Raw genomic sequence first — 21,713 nt, forward strand, 5'->3', positions numbered from 1 at the left:
TTGCCAGTCGGCCAGCCGGTCGGCCAGGGTGGTCAGGGCCTTGTCGGTGGCTTCGCTGACGGGTTTTTGCCAGGCCGGGTCGCGGCTGGCCCAGGCGTCGGCCAGGCGGCTGGGCACCAGGGTGGCCAGTTCGTTGGCGATCAGCTTTTTGGAGCTGGCCTTGGCGCGTTGCAGCAGGGTGGGCAGGTCCACGCCGGGCGCGAGGTTGATGCGCACCGGCTGGCCCTCCCGCCAGAAACTGGAAATCTGCAGGACGGCCGGCCCGCTCAGGCCGCGGTGGGTGAACAGCAGGTCTTCGGCGAATACCACGGCTTTTTTGCGCTGCTTGGGGCTTGCGTCTGCTGGCCCGGTTTCGAGCAGCACGGGCAGTGCCAGCCCTGCCAGCTGGGCATAAGGCGCCCAGGCGTCGCCGTCGAAGGTCAGTGGCACCAGCCCGGGCTGTGGCTCAACCAGGCGCAGGCCGAACTGTTTCGCGATGCGGTAGCCGAAGTCGGTCGCGCCTATCTTGGGAATCGACAGGCCGCCGGTGGCAATCACGACTTGCGTCGTCTCAACGGGGCCGCGGTCACTCTCGATTTGATAGCTGCTTGCGCCCGCCCCGTATGGGCTGGAGGCATATTTGATACTTGAGACCCGGCAGGGCTGCCAGCGCGTGACCCCGCCCGCATCGCACTCGGCGAGCAGCATGTTGATCACGTCCTCGGCCGAGCGGTCGCAAAACAGCTGGCCTTTGTGTTTTTCGTGAAAAGGGATCTGGTGGCGCTGCAGCAGGGCGATGAAGTCCTGCGGCGTGTAGCGCGACAGGGCAGAGCGGCAGAAGTGCGGATTCTGACTCAGGAAGTTGGCGGGCGTCGCATCACGGTTGGTGAAATTGCAGCGGCCACCACCCGAGATGCGGATTTTCTCGGCCACTTTTTCGCTGTGGTCCAGCAGCAGTACCTTGAGGCCGCGCTGGCCGGCAATGCCGGCGCAGAACAGGCCGGCGGCGCCGGCGCCTACCACCACCACGTCAAACTTATGAGCCAAATTGGCCTCCAGCCCAATGCTGGTGCGCGCAAGAAGCTATCAAAAGTAGAGCGAGTTCGAGCCTCTGCAAGCTCAGCCTTTCCAGGTGAATGGAAACTTGAATTGTTTTAAAAAACCGTTGGGGACGTAATCTCCGAGCACGCCGTAACGCTCCGGCCAGAGCCGCGTGCTTTTGACTGCGGTGCCGAACAGGTAGTCGATAAAGGCGAAGTGGGCCGAGTAGTTGCGGTCCAGCGCTTCCTGGTCCTGGCTGTGATGCCAGTGGTGGAAGTTGGGCGTCACGATGACGTAACGCAGCGGGCCCAGGCGCACGCTCACATTCGAGTGGTTGAACACCGCCTGGAAACCGACGATGACGATGTAGGCGTCGATCACTTCCTTGGAAAAACCCAGCACGAAGATGGGCGCCAGAATCAGCGTGCGGGTGATCAGCAGCTCCAGGATGTGCTGGCGCGAGCCGGCCAGCCAGTCCATGCTTTTGGCGCTGTGGTGCACCGCGTGCAGGCGCCACAGCAGCGGCACCTCGTGGTAGGCGCGGTGCGTCCAATACTGCACCAGGTCGGCGATCAGCACGATCAGCAGCACGCCGCCCCAGAAGGGCAGGCCTTGCACCCAGCCGCGCAGGCCCTCGTTGCCGGCCCAGCCGAAGAACTTGTGCACCATCAGGTTGGTAGCCAGCAGCACGAAGCCGACGATCATGTGGTTGACGATGAAGTGGTGGAAGTCGGTCTGCCATTCGGCGCGAAACACCGGCTGGTCCTTGCGCAGCGCAAACAGCTTTTCAATGAAGATGAAAATCAGCGAAGAGCCCAGCAGGTCGAGGATGAACCAGTCCAGGCCGATGTAGGGCGTGTTGTCGGCAAAGTCGTTCACCGGTACCTTGTGGCCGCCCAGCAGCGCGGTGCCGGCCACCAGCAGGAAGGCAGCGCCGGACAGCCAGCGCGAACGGTTGAAGATGATGTTGACCAGCGAGATGCCGCCGGCAATCACCAGCGCCGCGAACATGACCATGCGGATGGTGTCCACGTTGTAGCTTTTGCGCAGCTCGGGCGTGGTCAGGTACTCGGGGAAGTGAAAGGCCAACACCCCCAGAAAGCACAAAACGCCCAGGCTCAGCGCAATCACGCCGCTGACCAGGCCACGGCCGCGGCGCAGCTCGCCGTGGCTTTCCGTCAGTTCATTGAGTTTTTCAAGCATGGCGCCGCTCCCACGGATGTTTTTGACCTCGGGAGTGTAGCCGCCGACGGTGTGACCGGTTGGTCAGGCGGCGCGAAATTGCGCCGGCAGCCCGGCCGCAGCCGCCACGCCGCTGATCACATCGCCCACCACGATGACCGAGGGGCTGGCCAGGCCGGAATCGCCAATGGCATCGGCCAGGCGGCCCAGCGTGGTGGTGATGTGGCGCTGCGTCGGCATCGAGGCGTTCTGGATCACGGCCACAGGTGTCGAGGCGGGCAGGCCGGCCAGGAGCTCGTTCTGGATACGGCTGGCGCCGCTGACACCCATGTAGATCACCAAGGTGAGTTTGGCCTTGAACGCGGTCTCGGCCAGCGCGCGCCAGTCGGTGCCTGCATCACCGGGCTTGGCATGGCCGGTGACGAACACCACGCCGTGCGCATGCTGGCGGTGCGTCAGCGGCACGCCGAGCGAGGTCACTGCGGCCAGGCCGGCGGTGATGCCGTTGATGATCTGGACCTCGATGCCGGCAGCGCGCAGGTGTTCGACTTCCTCACCGCCGCGGCCGAAAATGAAGGGGTCGCCGCCTTTGAGGCGCACCACGTTTTCGCCTTCGCGCACGGCCATGATCATCATCTTCTCGATGAACTCCTGCGGTGTTGATTTGCAGCCGCCGCGTTTGCCGACATGGACAATCCGCGCGCCGGGTTTTGCATAGGCGACGATGTCGTCGCTGACCAGATCGTCCACCAGCAGCACGGTGGCTGCCTGGATGGCCTTGAGCGCCTTGAGCGTCAACAGCTCCGGGTCGCCCGGGCCGGAGCCGACCAGGGTGCATCGGCCGGTAGGGTTCAGGGGTGTGTTGCGGCTGGTCATAGTTGTGAGCTTGTTTGCAAGATATGTTCCACCTGCCGGGCAATCGATGCCGGCACGGCATGGGTACCTGCGAGAACGGCGCGGATATAGGTCGCCGTGCTCGGGCTGTCGATGTCCTTGGGCAGGTCAGGGACGCTGGCCAGGGTACCCGGCTGTGCTTCCTGCAGCAGTGTCCGCCGGCCGGCAATGAAGGCTTCCATTTGCGGGGTGCGGCGCGCGTCGGCCACCACCTCGCCCTCGGTGCCGCGCAGCAGCAGGGCGTTCGCGGCTATCAGCTCGAAGGTCTGACCCATGGAGATGGCGTATTCGGGGTGCGTGTAGCTGCTGACCACCAGCGCCTTGCCCTGGCAGGGGTTCATGATCTTGACCAGGCTGTGCGCCGGGTTGCGCAGGCCGACGGCACGCCGCACGTCCAGCAGGCGCTTGAGGCCCGGGCAAAGCAGCTCGGTGGCGGCAAAGACAACTTCGCCATTTGCTATTGTTCTGATAGCTGTCAGCGCATGTACATCAAGGGCTGAGAGCACTTCTGATGCAAAAATACGGCTCGATTCGGTGGCCGTGCCATGCACCAGCACCGGCAGGCCGTGCCGCGCCAGCAGCAGCGCCAGCAAGGGCGTCAGCACCGGCAGCTTGCGCGCGCCGTTGTAGCTGGGCAGCACCACGACAGGTTTGGCGCTGGCCGGAAAACGTTGCATGCGCTGGTACGTAGCGTCCAGGAAACCTGCCATCTCTTCGGGGGTTTCGCCCTTGATGCGCATGGCCAGGCAAAAGGCGCCTGTCTCCAGGTCGGTCACCGTGCCATCCAGCACCTGGCCGAAGAGGTCGGCAGCCTGCTCACGCGTGATTGGCTTGGCGCCGTCCTTGCCGCGGCCTATGACCTTGATGTATTGAGCAATAGGCATGCGTGATTGTCCGTCAAGGCAGATAACTTGCGGTTATGAGCTTAAAGACACCGGTCAGGCGACAACCCTGATCGGGATCACGGTGCGACCGACAGGGGTATTACCGGCTGTGGCATGCCGGGCGTCGGTGGCGGTCCGGATCAGGCGCTTGATCTCGGGCACGCAGGAGCCGCAGTTGGTGCCGCATTTGAGTTTGGCCTGCAGCATCGCCAGGCGTTCGTCGTCGCTGGCCAGGTAACCCGCGCCGCCGGCGGCCGTGGTGATGTCCGTCAGGCAGGCGCTGATCTCGGCATCGGTCACGCTGAAGCAGGTGCACACCGGTTTGCCGCGCGGCTGCAGGGCTACCGGTGCCTTGGCACCGGGCAGCAGCAACAGGCGCCCGTAACTTTGCGCCGGCAGTTCGTCCTGCAGCAGGATTTTGATCCAGGCTTGCGCGCTGACATCCCCGGCGAGCACAAAACCGGCTAGCTCAGCGTTCTCGCCCTTGCGCACCAGCAGGGCCGTGCGGTGCTGGCCTTTTTTCCTGTCCACGTAGCGCAGGGCATCGGCTCCGCCCAGGCCAAGAATGCCTTCGATTTTTTCCAGAAGGCCTTCGGACGGCGCTTCAAAACCGGCGGCGCGAAACAGCACGCCGGTGCGCTGGCGACCAGCTTCTCCCAGTGGAACCTCGTTGGAAAACGGTACGCAACTGCTGAAGGCAAAGCTTGCCATCATGGGCTTGAGTTGCTCGCGAGCCGTCAGCGCCTGGCCTTCCGGCAGCCAGGCCATGGCCAGCAGCGACCAGGGCAACTCGGCCTTGAGAATTTTGACCGCGGCATGTTTGAGTTCGGGCTGTTTGGAGCTGGGGCAGTAGGCCGAAGTAGTGAGCGCATTGACGCCGGCCAGCCGCTCGCCCTTGCTCGACAGCCCGCTCAGGTAGTCATCACCCCAGTGCATGGCCATGAAAGCCTGGCTGACCGCCACTTCAGGCGAGGCCTGCAGCGGCACAACGATAGAGCCGCGCTTGGACGTTACATAGACCAGGTCGCCGTCTTTCAGCAGTCGGCGCGCCATGTCCTGCGCGTTCATCTGGATGGACGGTTCGGCCACATGGCCGAACAGCCGGCCCAGGGTGCCGGTGCGGCTCATGCCGTGCCACTGGTCGCGCAGGCGGCCGGTGGTCAGCGAGAAGGGGTAACGCGACTCGCGCGGCTCCGCCACCGGTTTGTAGACGGTGTTGACGAAACGTGCCTTGCCGTCTTCGGTCGGGAAAATGCCGTCCTCATAGAGGCGCACCTTGCCGGTGGTTTCGCCTTCCCGCAACGGCCACTGCTGGGGTGCTGCTTCCAGCATGGCGTAGCTCATGCCGGTGATGTCGAGATCGCGCCCGCGTGTCGATTCGCGGTGCTCGTTCCAAATGGCTTCCACGCCTTTGGCAGCATCCTGGAGGGAATAGGGGAAGAGGGTGAGGGGCGGGGAGCCCTCACCCCTGCCCTCTCCCAGGGGGAGAGGGAGTGAAGATATTGTTTCCTCTCCCTCGGGGAGAGGGCTAGGGTGAGGGTTCCCCGTCTTCAACAACTTTTCCAGCCGCTGCGCAAAAGCCATGGCAATGGACCAGTCATGCCGCGTTTCCCCGGGGGCGGACACGGCCGGGCGCACGCGGCTGATGCGCCGCTCGCTGTTGGTCACGGTGCCGGTTTTTTCACCCCAAGTGGTGGCCGGCAACAGCAGGTCGGCATAGTCGCAGGTGGCGGGCGTGGCAAAGGCTTCCTGCACCACGACCAGCTCGGCGCGCTCGAGCGCGCGGCGCACGGTGGCCTGGTCGGGCATGGACTGGGCCGGGTTGGTGCAGGCAATCCACAAGGCCTTGATCTCGCCGTCGGCCGCGGCCTGGAACATTTCCACGGCCGTCTTGCCGGGCTTTTCGGGTACCGAGGGCACGCCCCACAAGGTGGCAACTTCTGCGCGGTGCTGCGGGTTGGCGAGGTCGCGGTGCGCGCTCATCAGGTTCGCCAGCCCGCCAACTTCGCGGCCGCCCATGGCATTGGGCTGGCCGGTCAGCGAGAAAGGTCCGGCGCCGGGCTTGCCGATCTGGGCGGTGGCCAGGTGCAGGTTGATCAGCGCCGCATTTTTGGCGGTGCCGCTGCTGGACTGGTTCAGACCCTGGCAATACAGGCTCAGCGTTGCGGCGGACGTTGCAAACAGCTTCGCAGCCGTGAAGAGGTCTTCTTTTTTGATGCCGCAAGTGTCTGCCACCAGGTCTGGCGTGTAGTCGCGCACCGTGGTCTTCAGGGTGTCGAAACCATTGGTGTGTTCGGCGATGTAGGCCGGCTGCGTCCAGCCTTCCCACAGCATGATGTGCAGCATGCCGTTGAAGAGTGAGACATCGGTGCCGGGCTGGATAGGCAGGTACAGGTCGGCGATGCCCGCGGTGTCGGTGCGGCGCGGGTCGCAAAAAATGATTTTCATGGCCGGGTTGGCGGCCTTGGCGTCTTCGATGCGCCGGAAAAGAATCGGGTGTGCGTAGGCCGTGTTGCTGCCGACGATGAAGATGCATTGCGCATGGTTCACGTCGTCGTAGCAACTGGGCGGCGCGTCGGCGCCCAGGGTTTGCTTGTAGCCGGCCACCGCGCTGCTCATGCACAGGCGCGAGTTGGTGTCGACGTTGTTGGTGCCTATCAGACCCTTGGCGAGTTTGTTGAAGACGTAATAGTCCTCGGTCAGCAATTGGCCGGAGATGTAAAAGCCCACCGCGTCCGGCCCGTGTTCACGAATGATGCGCGCGAAACCTTCGCTGGCAACATTCAGCGCGCTGTCCCAGCTGATGCGCTGCGGCGCGGCGCCGCGCTGCGTGCGTTGCATCGGGTGCAGCAGCCGCGTCTGCCGCGTGACGGCGTGTGATGCTGTCAGGTGCAGGGTCGAGCCCTTTGTGCAAAGCCGGCCGAAATTCGCCGGATGGTCAGGGTCGCCGCGCACGCCCATGATTTCATCGCCCTGCGACTCGATGATCACACCGCAGCCGACGCCACAGTAAGGGCAGGTAGATCGCGTCTCAGTCATGGTTGCTTGGGAACCGGCTGCGGTGTCTCATGTTTATCGCAAAGCGATCTGCGGCTTCAGCCGCGAGATCGCAGCCGACGCCACAGTAAGGGCAGGTAGATCGGGTATCCCGAGTCATCACGCGGTGTGCGGCGCCTGCACGTCAAAGGTCTGGTCGCCCAGCGCACCGGTGGAAGCGCAGGGGCCAGCACGCGGTGCCGCCAGGTCCAGGGCCAGCGTGGCCAGCTCGGTCGGATCAAGCATGACCTGACCTGCATCCACCTTGCACGCAAACTTGGGTGTACAGCCTTCGTCGGCGCCTTGAGCACAGCCGTCGGCCAAGCCGATGGTCCAGTTGTGCAGCGGGCAGGCCACGCTGGTACCGAACACAATGCCCTGGCTCAGCGGGCCGCCCTTGTGCGGGCAGCGGTCCAGCAGTGCAAACACCTGGTCTTCCGCGTTGCGGAAAACGGCGACATCCACGCCGCGTGGGCGTGCCACCCGGCGCGAGCCGAGCACGGGTATGTCTTCAACGCGGCAAATCACGGTCCAATCATTCATCTTCATGCCTCCTGCCCTGCTGCTTCCAGCTTGGTGAACTGCCGCGTATCAACCGCGGCTTCCTTCAGATCGAACCAGGGGTCGGGTTCGCCATCGAGCGCGAATTGCAGTTGCTCCCACAGGGCCTTGCGGCCTTCGTGGTCGTCCAGGATTTTCTTCTTCACGTAGTCCAGGCCGACACGGTTGACGTAATGCACTGTGCGTTCCAGGTACCAGCCTTCCTGGCGGTACAGCTCGCAGAAGGCGCCGGTGTATTCCAGCACTTCGGCAGCGGTTTTCAGCTTGGTGAAGAAGTGCGCGACCTCGGTCTTGATGCCGCCGTTGCCGGCGATGTACATCTCCCAGCCGGAATCGACGCCAATGATGCCGACGTCCTTGATGCCCGATTCAGCGCAGTTGCGCGGGCAGCCGCTGACCGCGAACTTGACCTTGTGCGGCGCGTACATGCGCCACATCGCGCGCTCCAGGTCCTTGCCCATCTGCGTGCTGTCCTGCGTGCCCATGCGGCACCATTCGCTGCCGACGCAGGTTTTCACCGTGCGCAGCGCCTTGGCATAGGCGTGGCCCGAAGGCATGCCGATGTCTTTCCAGACGTTTTGCAGGTCTTCCTTTTTCACGCCCAGCAAATCTATACGCTGGCCGCCGGTGACCTTGACGGTTGGAATCTTGTACTTGTCCACCGCGTCGGCGATGCGGCGCAGCTCGCTGGCCGTGGTCTCGCCGCCCCACATGCGCGGGATCACGCTGTAGGTGCCGTCCTTCTGGATGTTGGCATGGCTGCGTTCGTTGATGTAGCGGCTTTGCGGATCGTCTTTTGCCTGCTTGGGCCAAGTGCTGATCAGGTAGTAGTTGATGGCAGGGCGGCAGCTCGCGCAGCCGTTCGGCGTCTTCCATTCCATGAACTTGAAGGTGTCGGCGATCGTCATCAGCTTGTTGTTGCGAATGGCGTCACGCACGGCCTGGTGGCCGTGGTCCGTGCACCCGCACATGGCCTTGAGCTTGGGCGTGGCTGAGTAGTCGCCGCCGGCGGTGGCCATCAGGATCTGTTCGACCAGGCCGGTGCAGGAGCCGCAGGAGGCACTGGCCTTGGTGTGTTTACGCACTTCGTCCAGCGTGAACAGGCCTTTTTCCTTGATGGCCTTGCAGATGGTTCCCTTGTTTACGCCATTGCAGCCGCAGACCTCGGCCTCGTCGGGCATGGCGGCGGCCTTGCTGTGGCCTTCGTGGCCAGCGTCGCCAATGTTGGACTCGCCGAACATCAGCTTGTCGCGGATGTCGCCCACGCTGCGGCCGTCGCGCAGCAGCTTGAAATAGTAGCTGCCGTCCACGGTGTCGCCATACAGGCAGGCTCCAATCAGCTTGTCGTCCTTGATGACCAGCTTTTTATAGACGCCGCCAAAGGGGTCGCTCATGACGATTTCTTCCGTGCCTTCACCACCGGTGAACTCGCCCGCCGAGAACAGGTCGATGCCGGTGACCTTGAGCTTGGTGGAGGTCAGCGAGCCGGTATAGCGGCCGATGCCGAATTGCGCCAGGTGGTTGGCGGCCACCTTGGCCTGCTCGAACAGCGGAGCCACCAGGCCGTAAGCGATGCCACGGTGCGCCGCGCATTCGCCCACCGAATAAATGCGCGCATCCGTCACGGTTTGCATGGTGTCATTGACCACAATGCCCTTGTTGCAATGCAGGCGCATGGTTTCGGCCAGCTGCGTATTGGGCCGGATGCCGACCGCCATGACCACGAGGTCTGTGGCCAGTTCGATGCCATCCTTGAACTTGATGGACTGGACCCGGCCTTCTGCATTGCCGGTCAGCTCCTGCGTCTGCGCGCCAATCATGAACTTCAGGCCGCGGTCTTCCAGCGACTTCTGCAGCAGCTTGCCCGCAACGCTGTCGAGCTGGCGCTCCATCAGCCAGGGCATCACATGGACCACGGTGACATCCATGCCGCGCAGCATCAGGCCGTTGGCCGCTTCGAGGCCGAGCAGGCCGCCGCCAATGACCACGGCTTTTTTGTACTTCTGTGCCGCGTCGATCATGGCGTTGGTGTCGGCGATGTCGCGGTAGGCAATCACGCCCTGCAGGTCCTTGCCGGGGATCGGCAGGATGAAGGGATTGGAGCCGGTGCACATCAGCAGGCGGTCGTATTCTTCCTCGGTGCCGTCGTCGGCGCGCACGATGCGCTTGATGCGGTCCACTTCGACGACCTTCTTGCCGGCGTGCAGGGTGATGTGGTTTTCCTTGTACCAGTCCCAGCTGTTGAGCACGATCTCATCGAGCGTCTGTTCACCGGCCAGCACGGGGCTGAGCAGGATGCGGTTGTAGTTGGGATGCGGCTCGGCGCCAAACACCGAGATGTCGTACAGCTCGGGCGCGACCTTGAGCAATTCCTCGATGGTGCGGACACCGGCCATGCCGTTGCCGACCATCACAAGTTTTGATTTTTTCATGCGGTCTCTCCAGATGGGTTTGACAGGTTCATCGCAAGCGCCATACCACGGGCCGGCCTTGCGGGGTACAGGCTGGCCTGTGCTGGTGCACCGGTTTGCCGGCTTTGAAGATGTGAGGTTGAAACCATGATGCTCTCTCCTGTCAAACAGGGACACGGCTGTGAAGCCGGTATGAGGCACATCAATACGCACGTCGTTATGCGCAGAACCCGCAGTGCTTTCGCTAAGGTTGGGCGCTCCGTTACGCCCGCGAATGACTACGCAAAAGTTGTGCCATATCATCATGTGGACGGGCGGGTGTTATCGTTCCGGCCGGATGCGTGGCGCGCGACTTGCGTTCCCTGCAGGCAGTTTTCCCTCTCAAAACCTGATTTCTATGACCTCCGCACTGGTAATTCTGAACGGCCCTGCCGGCCTCCATCCGCTTGCTGCCGATCTTGAAGCGGCTGGCATCCAGGTGCTGGGAACCGTTCAAGGGTGCAGCAAACTGGTGCAGGAGGTGTTGCGCCAGGGGCCCGATGTGGTGATCTGCGATGACCCGCTTCCCGGCGAAGAGCTGTTCAAGGCCCTGCAGATCATTGGCGACACCTCGCCCCGGCCGCTGATTATTTTCACCACCGACGCGGATGCGGGAAGGATCACGCGTGCCACGGAAGCCGGCGTTCACGCCTATGTGGTCAATGGTTATGGCCGGCAGCGCCTGCGGCCGCTGATCCACCTGGCGCAGGCGCGCTTCAGCCGCGAACAGGCCCTACGCGACGAGATGCGTGACATCGCCAGCCGGCTGGAGGAGCGCAAGGTGGTTGACCGCGCCAAGGGCATCCTGATGCGGGCCAGGGAGGTGTCCGACGACGATGCCTTCCAGATGCTGCGCACCGCCTCCATGCACAGCAACCAGCGCCTGGGCCAGGTCTCGCAGCACATCATCCATTCAGCCCGTTTTGCGGAAGATGTGAACCGTTCCGGCCAGTTGCGCATGTTGTCGCAGCGGCTCGTCAAGCTGGCGCTGCTGCAGCTGGCTGGTGTGCAACTGGACCAAGTCAGGGAACGTCTGAAGGATTCGGTGGCCCGCATCGATGCCAACCTGGCGGCGCTGGGCAAAAGCCTGTCCCAGCCGACCTTTGGCGACCTGCTGGGGCAGGTCCAGCGCACCTGGGCGCAGCTCAAGCCGCTGCTGCAGGGCGCGCCCCAGGCGGGCCAGATGGCGCAGATGGATGCCCTGGCCGAGCAACTGCTGCAGGAGGCCGAGCGCCTGACCAGCAGCCTGGAAAGTGCAGGCGCCATGCCGCCGCTGCAGGTGCTCAACCTGGCCGGCCGCCAGCGCATGCTGAGCCAGCGTTTTGCGAAATATGCCCTGATCGACATGCTGGGCGCGCAGGCTGCCATGCAGCCGGACCCGGCGGGCCTGGCCGAGGCGCGCGCGGCCTTCGAGACGGCATTGCAGTACCTGAACGAGATTCCCCTGACCAGCAAGGAAATCCGCGGCGCGCTGGATGCCGCCGCAGTCTGTTGGGCCCAGATGCTGACTGGTACGGCCGCTGCCGGCGCTGCGGGGGGGCGGCAGGATCCGGAGCGCCTGCCGCGTCTGGCCACCGCCAGCGAAGAGCTTCTCGATGTGTTCGAAAAGCTGTCAGTGCACTATGGACGCAGCATGCAGGTGCTGGTGGGCTGATCAATGATTGTTGCAATGCACCATTTTCGGGCGCAAAAATTGCTTGCTTTGGTGCATGGCATTTGACATAGACATCGGTTTTGCAAGCCTTGCCGGGCGCAAGGAGATCAACGAGGATTTTTGCGCGGCCATGTTGCCGGAGCCCGGGGGAGAGGCCATGGGCTCTATCGTCGCCATTGCCGACGGTGTGAGCACCGGCGGCATGGGCAAGGAGGCCGCGCAAACCACTGTCACCAGCCTGGTACGCGACTACTATGGCACCCCCGAAACCTGGGACACCACGGTGGCGCTGGACCGTATCATCAGCGCGCAAAACGCCTGGCTGGCCGGGCTGAACCGGCGCCGGCACCCCGCGCTCGGCTTGACCACCCTGACCGCCCTGGTGCTGCGCGGCCAGTCGTACGCGCTGGCGCATGTGGGCGACACCCGCGCCTACCTTCTGCGGGAAGGGCGCCTGACCCAGCTCACCAGCGATCATGTCGTAGACCACCCCGATTTCCGGCACCAGCTGCTGCGCTGCGTGGGCGCGGAGGACCGCTTGGTGATGGATTATTCCCAGAGCGATTTACAGGTGGGGGACGTGTTTGTGCTGCTGTCCGACGGCGTGCACAACGCGGTTGCCGACAAAAAGCTGCAGGCGCTGGCTGCCGCAGCCGTGCCGGCCGGGCAGGTGGCCGACCACGCGCAGCGCATCAGCCAGCAGATGGTCGATGCGGCCATGGCGGCAGGCACCCAGGACAACGCCACGGCCCTGGTGGTGCGCGTGCTCGGTTTGATGGACGTCACCCTTCAGGACGAAAACCGGCGGGCGCTGGCGCTGCCTGTGCCGGCCCGCCTCCGGATAGGCGACAGCCTGGATGGCCTGACCGTGACCGCGCCGGTGGCCGACAACGGCATCAACGTTCTCTACCAGGTGAGATATACAGCCCCCACGCTTGCCACTGCGTGTGCTGCGCTGCCCCTTGCACAAGAAGGAGGGGCGCTGCGCCTGCGGCCCGGCGAAGCCGGTTCCGCGGCCTCGGCTGTTGAGGACGGGGTCCCCACGCCTGCCGCGGCGCCGCTCCCACCGCCCGGCAAACTGTATGCCCTGAAGACCCTGCACCCGGCGCGCGCCCACGACCCGCAGGAGCGGGCTATGCTGGCGCATGAGGCCTGGCTGGCCAAACGCATGCGGTCCTCCCGCGTTGCCGGTCACCTCGTCCACATCCACGACCGGCTGCCCGGCGGCGGCGAGCCGGGCTCGTTTTACCTGCTCTACGACTGGCACGCCGGTGAAACCCTGCAGCAGATGCTGGACCGCAAACACCGTTTCAGCCTGCCGCAGGTTCTGGCCCTGGCGACGCAGGCCGCGACGGCGCTGGGCCTGTTGCATCGCCAGCATGTGATTCACCGCGACATCAAGCCCGCCAACCTGCACCAGGGCGAGGACGGCGTGCTGCGCGTGCTGGACCTCGGGGTGGCGTTGACAGGCCGCGAGCCCGAGGCCATGCGCAAGCTGCATGCGGGCACGCCCAGCTACATCAACCCCGAGCAGTGGGGCTTCAGCGGCAAAGCCACGGCGGCCGGCAAGGACGGCCCCGAAGAGCTGCCCGACGCGCAGAGCGATTTGTTTGCCCTGGGCGTCACGCTGTACCAGCTGCTGACCGGCAAGTTGCCTTATGGCGAGGTGTTGCCTTACCAGGCCGGGCGTTATTACCGGGACCCGACGCCGCCCAGCCGCCACAACCCCGAGGTGCCGATCTGGCTGGACCATGTGGTGCTCAAGGCCATGGCGCGTGACAAGCGCCAGCGCTTCGAAACGGCGGAAGAGTTCCTGCTCGCCCTCGAACGCGGCGCCTCCCGGGCCCTGCCGGCGCTGCCCGCAACGCCGCTGATCCAGCGCGACCCGGCCGCCCTGTGGAAGATGGCCCTGGCGTTGTCGGTGCTGTTCAACGGCCTGTTGCTGTACTGGCTGCTGTTTTTGCCGCGTTAGCGGTTAAATGGGGCGTACCCCGTATTTTTGAGTGTTTAAGCCTGTAGCCCTTGCCAGACGGGCGCCAGTAGCTATTGATTTAGTAGCGAATGGCTGTGTTGCAATACTAGTGCATCAGGCCCAGCAGCTCTGTCGCGTCGATCGCGCTGCTTCGGCCGGGCGCGGAAAAGCGCTTGCGGCGGCCGGTTTTCACCACGCCCGTCACCTCACGCAGCAGGCTGGCGCTGGCAGCAATTTTCCAGCCGGCCTGCTGCGCCTGTTTTTGCAGCAGCAGGCAGGCGCTCACCGCGTCACCCACTGGCAGGATCTCGGATTTTCCGCGTAGCGGGTCCTCCAGCTTGGCCAGCGTGACTGCGCCGCTGTTCAGCCCCACGCCCACTTCAAAACGCGGAAGCGAGCGGCCCGGGAAATGGCTGACCAGAAAACCCTGCACGCGGTGCGCCGAATCGATCAAACCCAGGGCTGCCTTGGTGGCACGCAAGCCGCTGTTGACGGTGTCGGTGTCCGTGCTGTCAACAAACACGGCGAGCAGGCCTTCGCCGACAAACTGCATGTGGTAGGCGCCGAAGAGGTAAACCGTGTCGCCGGCGTTGTTGTAGAACTGGCGCACCACGTCGCTCAGCTCGGTGCTGGTCAGCTTTTCCGCCATGGCCGGAAAGTTGACGACGTCGACAAACAGCACCGTGGCGTTGGCGAATTTCCTGTCCTCCACCACAGAGTCGGCGGTCGGCCATTTTTCACCCAGTTCCGCCAGGAGCCTTTGTTCGTACAGGCGGATCAGCTGCTTTTTCTGGGTGCTCAGGGCCGTGGCAATCACCGAGCCCACCGCCCGGGCCTGGGCGGACTGGCGCATCAGCTGCTTGTTGAGCTGAGCGGCGGTGGCTTCACGCAGCTCATCGAAGTCGATCGGCTTGGTGAGGTAGTCGTCGGCTCCGCTGGTCATGCCGCTGCGCACATGTTCGCGTTCCTGCAGCGAGGTCAGAAGGATGACCGGCGTGGCCTGAATGGCCGGGTCGGCGCGCAGCGCCTGCATCATGGCAAAGCCGTCCATTTTCGGCATGTTGACATCGCTGACCACCAGGTCGGGCCGGTGGTCGCGAACCATCGCCAGCCCGGAGACGCCGTTGTCCGCTTCCACCACCTCGTAGCCTTCGAAGCGCAGCGCCGCCGCGATCAGTTCCCGGATCGTCTCGTCGTCATCGATCACTGCTATCAAAGCCATTTTTTTCATCCCGTAAAGCGGCTACAGGCGTGAAGCTTACCAGTGCCGGCCGCCTTCCGGTCATGACCCGACGGCGGTGGGGGAAAATGGTGGCCAGGGCTGGAGGCCCTGGCTGCTTGCTACTGGATTGATAGCTGCTTGCGACCGCTGGATAAGGGCTGGAGGGATAAAACATCATAAACGGAGTGCGCGGCCGCCCTTTTTAGTTACGGCTCGCTTTGCTTAACTTTTCTTCGAAAAGTTAGCCTGCACTGAAAAGGTGGGTAAAAGCGCAAGACGCTTTTATCGCTTCGCTCCTAGGCGCTACGCGCCCTCCCGCCTTTTTAGCTTCGGCTAGCTGCGCTTAACTTTGCCGAAGCAAAGTTAGCCTGCACTGAAAAGTCGGCCAAGCGCTTTCGCGCTTTATCGGCTGCGCCGATCACGCACTGCGTGCGTGGCCGCCTTTTTTGCTTCGCAGAAAGGGCGGACAAAGCGCAATGCGCTTTTCCTCGCTTCGCTCAGTGAGCGCTACGCGCTCTTCCTCCCTTTTCAGCCCAGGTGCGGGTCCAGCGGATTTGCATGACTCTGAGCATCACCAGCATGCCGAGCGACAGCGCGGCGAAGAAGAAGAAACCCCACATGTAAGTGCCGGCATACTGTTTCGACACACCCATGGCATTGGGCACCAGGCCGCCGCCCAAGGCGCCGATCTCGCCGATCATCGAACCGGCCACCGCCGTGGCCAGTGGCCAGCGCAGCGGCACCAGCTGGAACAGCGCGCCGTTGCCCGCACCCAGCGCGGCAAAACAGAGCATCACCAGCAGAGTGGTAGCGACCAGGGAGCCGCCTGCCAGTCCGCAGAGCACCAGGGTCAGCGCAATGGTCAGCAACACCACGCTCAGGGTGTTCACGCCGCCCCAGCGGTCGGAAATCCAGCCGCCAAAAACACGCAGTGCCGCTCCCATGAAGGCGGCCAGCATCGAAAGTTGCCCCGCCTGCACCTTGCTGACACCGAACTGGTCGTAGTAGTAGGAGGGCAAAAAGGTCGCCAGGCCGATGAAGCCGCCAAAGGTGACGGCGTAAATCAGGCTGAAAGCCCAGCCGTCTTTCTCGAACAGGCAGGCCACGTGTTCCCGCAGGGTGGCGTGGCTGTCCACGTCATCGGGCTCTTTGGCAAAAAGAATCATGGCGATCAGTGGCAGCAGCATGGCGATGGCAGCGATGCCGTAAACCGATTGCCAGCCGAAGCGCTGGGCCAGGGCCGGCGCAACCAGCACCGACACAGCGGTGCCCACATTGCCGGCGCCCACCAGGCCCATCGCGAGGCCCTTGTAGCGTGCCGGGAAAGAGCCGGAACCCAGGCTGAGCGCCACGCCAAAACTGGCGCCGGCTATGCCCAGCAGCACGCCCATGGCCAGCAGGCTGCTGTACGAGTCGACCAGAAAATAGCCAAACAGCAGCGCCACCATGATCAGCCCCATTTCCACCAGGGTGGCGTTTTTTCGGCCGATGTACTGCGCCAGCACACCCAGAGGAAAGCGCATGAGGGCGCCGGCAAAAATTGGCACGGACAGCATCACGCCCTTCTGGGTGGGCGACAGGTTGTAGGTTTCCGAAATGAATGGCGCCATGGCCCCGTTCATCACCCAGATGCAGCACGAAAAGGCGAAGTAGAAAAACGCCGCGCCGAGGGTGGGCGCGTGGCCGGCTTTTAGAAAATTACGGAACCCCGCCATGGTGCAGACTCTTTCTGTGAAAGTGGTTGATTCACAGAATTAGTGCGAGAAACGTGCCACCTTGGGGCGGGGAAAGTGCACCCTAGAGGCGCAATTTGGGAGCGTTTGGTCGTTCTTTTTGGTGCGCCGCACAAGTTGCGGGCATTTTTTCCCCCAATGAGGAATCACCCGCCCAGTGCAGCCGCCGGCGCCGGGTGGGTGGTGAGGGCTATTGCCACGCAGGCAAAGGGCGTCTGCCGCGCAGGCAGGCGGTGTGCCCCGGCTTTAGCCGCGAGAAGGGTTATACCGTTTCTGCCCGCTTGCTGTGGTTGCCGGATCGAACAGCATGCTTAACGCAATCAGCATCATCATGGACGCGGTCGCGATGATCACCAATGCCGAAATGCCGAATGAACTCACGTAGCCGAATCCTTGCGGAATGGCGTTGCGGTTGGCGGTAGTGCAGACAAATTCCGCAGCGGCCATGCCGGTGTAATGCATGGCGCAGACTGCCACGGCCATCACCAGCGCCGCGCCGAAACGCTTAAGCAGCGCAGCCGTGTGGAAGGCCAGCCACAGGGCAGCGGTCGCAGCAACCATCGCGATGACGATGGACACGCCGACGACAGCGTAGTCCCACTGGATGTAGCCGCCGATCTTCAAGCCTTGCATGCCCAGGTAGTGCATCACCACCACGCTCATGCCCAGCAGGGCGCCTGCCACCAACATTCTGCCCAGGCGCTCGGGGGCGCGGGCGACAAAGCCCAGGGCCAGCGATGCTGCCAGGATGGCGGCAACCAGGGACACGCTAGTTTCGACCATGGCATAGCTGCTGGCCAGATCGAGTTTGAGCGCGAGCATGCCGACAAAGTGCATGGCCCACACGCCAATCCCGCCCAGCGCAAGACCGGCGGTCAGGGTATTGGCCTTACTGAAACTGCCGTCGGCCTGCTTGATCCGGAGGGCCGCGGTCAGTGCAACGAACGATCCTGCCGCGGCGAACAGGAAGGACAGAACAACATACATGGGTTGATAACTGCTTAGAATTATGGAATTCATATGAGTACTTATGATTTAAAAAAGCGAGTGTATCTTTTTGTTACTGAGTTTGGCAAGCCTGCAAAGACCTTTTTGGGTTTGATTTTTTAAACTTCCGGGGTTGTCACAGGCCATGTTGAAAAGTGCACCAAATATGGGCAAAGCGCGATGCTCGCGCGCACGAAGCCAGCCGACAGCGGCGTGAGAGGCTTATTTTTTAGTGGAATGATTGGGCGCCAATCCCCCTCTCACTGAGCATAGGTTGCTCCTGATTCAATAGCGAGACCTGGGCGGAGAGGCCGGCGCCTCGGAATCTTTACGCGTTGGGCGGAAACGATCAGGCCAAGCGCGGCCTGCATGGCGCATCGCTCGTGATTGACTGCGTTGGTGTGTGTGTTGTGACGGAGGCGCCGAACCGGTACGCGGTGCTGCCAGCATTCATTCGGTGCACCGCATAAATAATTGCTGGTGGTTGCAGGGCGGTTTTGTTCTCAGTGCTTGCGGTCCATGTCTACGCACACCATGGCCGCATAGTGGTTCCAGCGCAGGGTGATCACGTAGGGATGTGTGCGTACGCGGGCCTTGATGCCTTGTCCACCCTGCAGCTTGATGGGTACCGAGATTTGCAGCTCCGCCCCCAGGGCTTTGCGCGCGTTACCCGCCAGCGTGTTTGCAATTTCGCCTACCGCGTCCAGCAGGTTGCTGTCGCTGAGGTCGGTTTCATGCTGCAGCAGCAGGATTTCGCGCACCAGCTTGCCCGGCATGGACACCACGACGTGCCCGTTGTGGCTACCGGCAAAGGTGACGATGCCGTTGAACTCGAAGCCCTCGATGTCGCCGGTGCCCAAAAAGGCAGAGGTGATCACGGGTTCCTGCCTTGTGGTGACTTTCAGGTAGTTCCTGATCGAGTCGACAAACAACTTCAGGTCGGTTTCATTGAGTGTGGCCATGGCTACTCCTGACGCGCGTCGAAAACGTCGAGCAGCGCCATCTGCAACTCCTCGTCGGTAAAAGGCTTGGCAACAAAGCCGCGTGCCCCCAGCTTGAGCGCCTGGATGGCGGTGGACTTGTCGCTCAGGGCGCTGACCACCAGGATGTTGATCTTCGGGTCAAACCTGAGCAGCTCCGTGATGCACTCGATGCCATCCATTTCGGGCATGGTCAGGTCCATGGTCACCACTTCTGGCCGGGTGGCGCGGGCCAGGCGCAACGCCTCGCGGCCATTTTTGGCCAGGCCCGCGAGGACGATACCCTTGATTCCGCCGTTCTGCACCACGCGCGAGATGCGGGTGCGGATCATGTTGGAGTCGTCAACAATCATCAGGCGCATAAAGGTCTCCGTTTCAAGAGAAGCAGATCCGGAACTCGGTGTGCTGGCCGGGTATGCTGGCCAGCAGCAGGCGTGCGCCGAGCTTCTGCACGTTGGCCTGAACCAGGTCCAGTCCCACACCGCGGCCCGCATGGGCAGTGGTGCTGGCTACCGTCGAAAAGCCGGGTTTGAAGATGTGCGCCACGATTTGTTTGTCGCTGAAGCTCTGCAATTGTTCGGCGGTGTACCAATGCAACTCGAGCAAGCGGCGGCGAACGTTGGCCGCATTGAGGCCTGCACCGTCGTCGCGCACGCTCAGCTCCCACTGGCCGCCGTCTTCGCGGGTGAGTTTGACCACCACCTGGCCTTGCAACGCTTTTCCGGCCGCTTCCCTGGCTGACGGCATCTCCACGCCATGCACCACCGCATTGCGAACCAGCTGGATCGCAAGCTCGCGCAGCAGGTCCAGCTTGTCGGCAGGCAGCCCGGGTGCAGCGTCCATCTGCACGCTGGTGCAGACATTCTTTCCGCAGGCGGTGCCCACTTGGTCGGCCAGTTGGGTGAGTGTGGCGTGCAGGGCCTGCGGCACGGCTTCGGCCGTGGCCTGCGCGGAATCGTTACCCCGTTTCACGCTCATGACCTTGAACGCGGCCACCTTGGACAGCAGGTCTTCCAGCGGCAGCGGCAGGGCCAGCAAGGCGTCGCCTGTGGCCGCGCCGCTGTCCTTGAGTTTTTGCAACTCGTTTTCAAACTGGTGCGCCAGTGAGGCGAGAATTTCCAGGCCCAGGGAGGATGCATCGCCCTTGATGGCATGGATGCGGCGGTAGGCGGCATCGACCGCCTTGAGTACCTGGGTTTCCGATGCGGCGGAGGAGGTGCTGCGCAACAGGTCGTTCACCTCGAGCAGGGAGGCTTCAGCGCGTTCGACAAAACCGCGCATCATCGCCGGGTCGGTCTCGAAAGCCTTGAGCATCATCGACAGCTCTTTTTGCGAACGCTGGCGTTCGCCCGTCAGCCGGGCCTGTAGCTCCACCTTCTGCGTGATGTCCTGCACGGTGACCAGCAGGTGGCGCACCGAGCCGGCCTCGTAAACACGGTTGAAATGAAAGGAAAGATAGCGATTGCTGTCCTGGCCCAGCCGGTTCCTGACGGTCAGCTCCACTTCGGCCAGAGGGTTGATGCCCTGGACCAGCTGTTCCTTGACGTGTGGGGAAAACAGCAGTTCGACATAGTCGCGTGCATCGGTGAGGGCCTTGGCCGACACCAGCGTGGACAACACGGCGAAGAAGTTCTGACCCGGAACCAGGGTCTTGCCAAACAACTCATGGGTGGAACGGGACAACTGGGAGCCGAGCTGATGCCCGGGCGTGAGAAGAAACAGGCCTTCGCGCACGCTGGCGAGAATTTCCCGGTTTTCTTCGGTAGCCGCTTCGATGGCGGCGTCAGAGGTGTTCAGCCGGCGCAGGAACTTGAAAAGAATGAATGCGAAGTTGAGCAGCGCCAGAACAATGCCGACAGTCTGCACCATGCGCAGTGCGGTTGCGCGGTCTGAGGCCACGGCTTCGAGCGCGGTGGTCAGCTCGTTCATCAGGCCGAGCAGCTTCAGGTTGTTGGCCTTGGCGTAGTCCACTGCATCCTGCAACTGCTGGTCGGTGGCGTTGCCAGCGAGCACCGGCACCAGCTTCTCCTGGTAGGGCGTCCAGATGTCCTGCGCTTTTTTCAAAATGCCCAATGCCTTGTCACCTTCGGCTGCCCGCAGGAACACGGGCTTGGTGTCACCGCCGGGTACCGTGGCGCCGTTTTGAAAACCCTTGAGGGAAACATCAAACAGCCTGACCGCGCCTTTGAGCTCTTCCAGCTCCTTGTCGGCGGGCAGCCCCTTGCTGTGTGCCGCATCCACCGCCAGCAGCGATTTGGCCGTGCGCTGCGACAACATGCGCTGCCGCCCCGAGAGGTTGACGCCCAATGCATCTTCGGCAATCTGGAAGGAGGTGTAGAAGTTCAGGACCAGCACGCCCAGGTCAAACAGCAGGAAGAGGGCGACCGCGATGATGATTTCGCGGTATTTTCCGAAGGAAAATTGACCACCCGCTCTCGTGGATATCCTGTTCCTCGCTCTTGTGGCAATGGCGGGTGCGGCTGGCAATACGGCGCTCATGGTGTTTCTCCCGGGATCAATGCTGGCTGCCGCAGTCTTCAAGGAAGCCAATGAGTTCCTCACGCAGCTCGTAATAGCGCGGGTGCTTGAGCAGGGCTTCGCGGCTGCGCGGGCGGGGCAGCGGCACGTCCATGACCTTGCCAATCTTCGCGCGCGGGCCGTTGGTCATCATCACCACGCGGTCGGCCAACAGAATGGCCTCGTCCACGTCGTGGGTGACCATCATGGCCGTGACCTGGTTGCGCGCCCAGACTTCCATCAGTACCTCCTGCAGGTCCCAGCGGGTCAGCGAATCCAGCATGCCGAAGGGCTCGTCCAGCAGCAGCATCTTGGGGTTGAGCGCAAAAGCCCGGGCGATGCCCACGCGCTGCTTCATGCCGTTGGACAGATCGGCCGCGCGTTTGTGCATGGCGGAACCCAGGCCCACGCGGTTGAGGTAGTAGCTCACGGTGTCCTGGCGCTCGGCGGGGCTGGCATGCGGGAACACGCGGGCCACGCCCAGCATCACGTTGTCGTAGGCACTGAGCCATGGCACCAGGCTGGGCGCCTGGAACACCAAGCCGCGATCCGGTCCGGCACTGGCGACCTCGCGGCCATCGAGCACGATCACGCCGTCGGTGATGTCGGTCAGGCCGGCCA

General features: G+C 63.1%; 16 protein-coding genes. 2 read left to right on the forward strand and 14 right to left on the reverse strand.

The genetic code is table 11. The features are described 5' to 3' along the window. From ABI660_RS17515 to nirB, 7 genes are all read right to left on the reverse strand, one after another. On the reverse strand, positions 1 to 1,026 hold a 1,026-nt coding region (locus ABI660_RS17515), incomplete at its 3' end, for an aminoacetone oxidase family FAD-binding enzyme (RefSeq protein ID WP_348070456.1). A gap of 72 nt (positions 1,027 to 1,098) precedes the next feature. Then, complete coding sequence (locus ABI660_RS17520; RefSeq protein ID WP_348070458.1) at positions 1,099 to 2,223, reverse strand: sterol desaturase family protein; 1,125 nt, start codon at positions 2,221 to 2,223, stop codon at positions 1,099 to 1,101. A gap of 63 nt (positions 2,224 to 2,286) precedes the next feature. After that, positions 2,287 to 3,078 (reverse strand): uroporphyrinogen-III C-methyltransferase, encoded by a 792-nt coding sequence (cobA, locus tag ABI660_RS17525; RefSeq protein ID WP_348070460.1) that lies wholly within the window; start codon positions 3,076 to 3,078, stop codon positions 2,287 to 2,289. Then, positions 3,075 to 3,980, reverse strand: coding sequence for a DNA-binding protein YbiB (gene ybiB, locus ABI660_RS17530; protein ID WP_348070462.1), 906 nt, complete (start codon positions 3,978 to 3,980; stop codon positions 3,075 to 3,077). The genes cobA and ybiB overlap by 4 nt, the downstream gene beginning before the upstream one ends. A 54-nt stretch (positions 3,981 to 4,034) precedes the next feature. After that, positions 4,035 to 7,019, reverse strand: coding sequence for a molybdopterin-dependent oxidoreductase (locus ABI660_RS17535; RefSeq protein ID WP_348070464.1), 2,985 nt, complete (start codon positions 7,017 to 7,019; stop codon positions 4,035 to 4,037). A 117-nt stretch (positions 7,020 to 7,136) separates the two neighbouring features. Further along, complete coding sequence (nirD, locus tag ABI660_RS17540; protein WP_348070466.1) at positions 7,137 to 7,559, reverse strand: nitrite reductase small subunit NirD; 423 nt, start codon at positions 7,557 to 7,559, stop codon at positions 7,137 to 7,139. A gap of 2 nt (positions 7,560 to 7,561) precedes the next feature. Next, on the reverse strand, positions 7,562 to 10,009 hold the full coding sequence (gene nirB, locus ABI660_RS17545) for a nitrite reductase large subunit NirB (protein ID WP_348070468.1): 2,448 nt from the start codon (positions 10,007 to 10,009) through the stop codon (positions 7,562 to 7,564). Positions 10,010 to 10,385: 376 nt separating this feature from the next. Between nirB and ABI660_RS17550 the strand changes: the two genes are divergently transcribed. Beyond that, positions 10,386 to 11,681, forward strand: coding sequence for a type IV pili methyl-accepting chemotaxis transducer N-terminal domain-containing protein (locus ABI660_RS17550; protein ID WP_348070470.1), 1,296 nt, complete (start codon positions 10,386 to 10,388; stop codon positions 11,679 to 11,681). 55 nt (positions 11,682 to 11,736) lie between these two features. Further along, positions 11,737 to 13,653: a bifunctional protein-serine/threonine kinase/phosphatase gene (locus ABI660_RS17555; protein WP_348070472.1), complete on the forward strand. Its 1,917-nt coding sequence runs from the start codon at positions 11,737 to 11,739 to the stop codon at positions 13,651 to 13,653. A 106-nt stretch (positions 13,654 to 13,759) separates the two neighbouring features. Here the strand turns inward: ABI660_RS17555 and ABI660_RS17560 are convergent, their stop codons facing one another. The 7 genes from ABI660_RS17560 to ABI660_RS17590 all read right to left on the reverse strand — a co-directional run. Further along, positions 13,760 to 14,875: a response regulator gene (locus tag ABI660_RS17560; protein ID WP_348070473.1), complete on the reverse strand. Its 1,116-nt coding sequence runs from the start codon at positions 14,873 to 14,875 to the stop codon at positions 13,760 to 13,762. Positions 14,876 to 15,372: 497 nt separating this feature from the next. Beyond that, entirely contained in the window at positions 15,373 to 16,590 is a 1,218-nt protein-coding gene (locus ABI660_RS17565; protein ID WP_348070474.1) for an MFS transporter, read from the reverse strand. 264 nt (positions 16,591 to 16,854) lie between these two features. After that, a complete protein-coding gene (locus tag ABI660_RS17570; RefSeq protein ID WP_348070476.1) occupies positions 16,855 to 17,628 on the reverse strand; it encodes an MHYT domain-containing protein in 774 nt (257 codons plus the stop codon). Positions 17,629 to 18,098: 470 nt separating this feature from the next. Continuing rightward, positions 18,099 to 18,557: a chemotaxis protein CheX gene (locus ABI660_RS17575; RefSeq protein ID WP_348070478.1), complete on the reverse strand. Its 459-nt coding sequence runs from the start codon at positions 18,555 to 18,557 to the stop codon at positions 18,099 to 18,101. A 2-nt stretch (positions 18,558 to 18,559) separates the two neighbouring features. Then, positions 18,560 to 18,937: a response regulator gene (locus ABI660_RS17580; RefSeq protein ID WP_348070480.1), complete on the reverse strand. Its 378-nt coding sequence runs from the start codon at positions 18,935 to 18,937 to the stop codon at positions 18,560 to 18,562. 13 nt (positions 18,938 to 18,950) lie between these two features. Continuing rightward, a complete protein-coding gene (locus ABI660_RS17585) occupies positions 18,951 to 21,074 on the reverse strand; it encodes an ATP-binding protein (RefSeq protein WP_348070482.1) in 2,124 nt (707 codons plus the stop codon). Between the two features lie 16 nt (positions 21,075 to 21,090). After that, the coding region (locus tag ABI660_RS17590) for an ATP-binding cassette domain-containing protein (protein WP_348070484.1) at positions 21,091 to 21,713 on the reverse strand (623 nt) is incomplete at its 5' end.

This window comes from Polaromonas sp. (genome assembly GCF_039930745.1).
In the GTDB taxonomy this organism is placed as follows: domain Bacteria; phylum Pseudomonadota; class Gammaproteobacteria; order Burkholderiales; family Burkholderiaceae_C; genus Polaromonas.

Excerpts from the sequence above, each read along its gene's own strand:
- ABI660_RS17580 (WP_348070480.1), bottom strand. The coding sequence starts at position 18,937 with ATGCGCCTGATGATTGTTGACGACTCCAACATGATCCGCACCCGCATC.
- ABI660_RS17570 (WP_348070476.1), bottom strand. The coding sequence starts at position 17,628 with ATGAATTCCATAATTCTAAGCAGTTATCAACCCATGTATGTTGTTCTG.
- nirD (WP_348070466.1), bottom strand. The coding sequence starts at position 7,559 with ATGAATGATTGGACCGTGATTTGCCGCGTTGAAGACATACCCGTGCTC.
- ABI660_RS17550 (WP_348070470.1), top strand. The coding sequence starts at position 10,386 with ATGACCTCCGCACTGGTAATTCTGAACGGCCCTGCCGGCCTCCATCCG.
- ABI660_RS17555 (WP_348070472.1), top strand. The coding sequence starts at position 11,737 with ATGGCATTTGACATAGACATCGGTTTTGCAAGCCTTGCCGGGCGCAAG.
- ABI660_RS17560 (WP_348070473.1), bottom strand. The coding sequence starts at position 14,875 with ATGGCTTTGATAGCAGTGATCGATGACGACGAGACGATCCGGGAACTG.
- ABI660_RS17575 (WP_348070478.1), bottom strand. The coding sequence starts at position 18,557 with ATGGCCACACTCAATGAAACCGACCTGAAGTTGTTTGTCGACTCGATC.
- ABI660_RS17585 (WP_348070482.1), bottom strand. The coding sequence starts at position 21,074 with ATGAGCGCCGTATTGCCAGCCGCACCCGCCATTGCCACAAGAGCGAGG.
- ABI660_RS17565 (WP_348070474.1), bottom strand. The coding sequence starts at position 16,590 with ATGGCGGGGTTCCGTAATTTTCTAAAAGCCGGCCACGCGCCCACCCTC.
- cobA (WP_348070460.1), bottom strand. The coding sequence starts at position 3,078 with ATGACCAGCCGCAACACACCCCTGAACCCTACCGGCCGATGCACCCTG.
- ABI660_RS17520 (WP_348070458.1), bottom strand. The coding sequence starts at position 2,223 with ATGCTTGAAAAACTCAATGAACTGACGGAAAGCCACGGCGAGCTGCGC.
- nirB (WP_348070468.1), bottom strand. The coding sequence starts at position 10,009 with ATGAAAAAATCAAAACTTGTGATGGTCGGCAACGGCATGGCCGGTGTC.
- ABI660_RS17535 (WP_348070464.1), bottom strand. The coding sequence starts at position 7,019 with ATGACTGAGACGCGATCTACCTGCCCTTACTGTGGCGTCGGCTGCGGT.
- ybiB (WP_348070462.1), bottom strand. The coding sequence starts at position 3,980 with ATGCCTATTGCTCAATACATCAAGGTCATAGGCCGCGGCAAGGACGGC.